Here is a 293-nt window from a genome sequence, read left to right as displayed (position 1 = left end):
GGCAGCAGCCAGCGCGCGAGTTCGGGCGTCAGCGCCTCACCGCCGGTGAGCGCCACGAGCTCCGGCTGGCCCGACCAGCCTTGCGCGCGCAGCAGGCGCCAGGTCGAAGGCGTGGCCTGGAAGACATCGATGCGCTGCTCCTGCAGGGCCGCGGCCAGTCGCCCCGGCGCTTCCAGCAGGGCGCGCTCGCCCAGCACCACGCAGCCACCGGCGGCGAGCGGCAGCAGCAGTTCGAGCACGCTGATGTCGAAGGCATAGGTGGTGAGCGCGAGCAGGCGCTGGCCCGGCGCGAA

Annotated in this window: 1 protein-coding gene; it reads right to left on the bottom strand. The window is 74.1% G+C overall.

Annotation, left to right across the window (positions count from 1 at the left end):
- Window positions 1-293 (bottom strand): AMP-binding protein (locus FLQ44_RS11285; RefSeq protein WP_147694452.1); only part of this gene is annotated, 293 nt, incomplete at both ends.

The sequence above is a fragment of the Vogesella mureinivorans genome (assembly GCF_007644035.1).
In the GTDB taxonomy this organism is placed as follows: domain Bacteria; phylum Pseudomonadota; class Gammaproteobacteria; order Burkholderiales; family Chromobacteriaceae; genus Vogesella; species Vogesella mureinivorans.
Note: the sequence above shows the minus strand (reverse complement) of the source record. Positions and strands in the feature narration are given on the sequence as shown.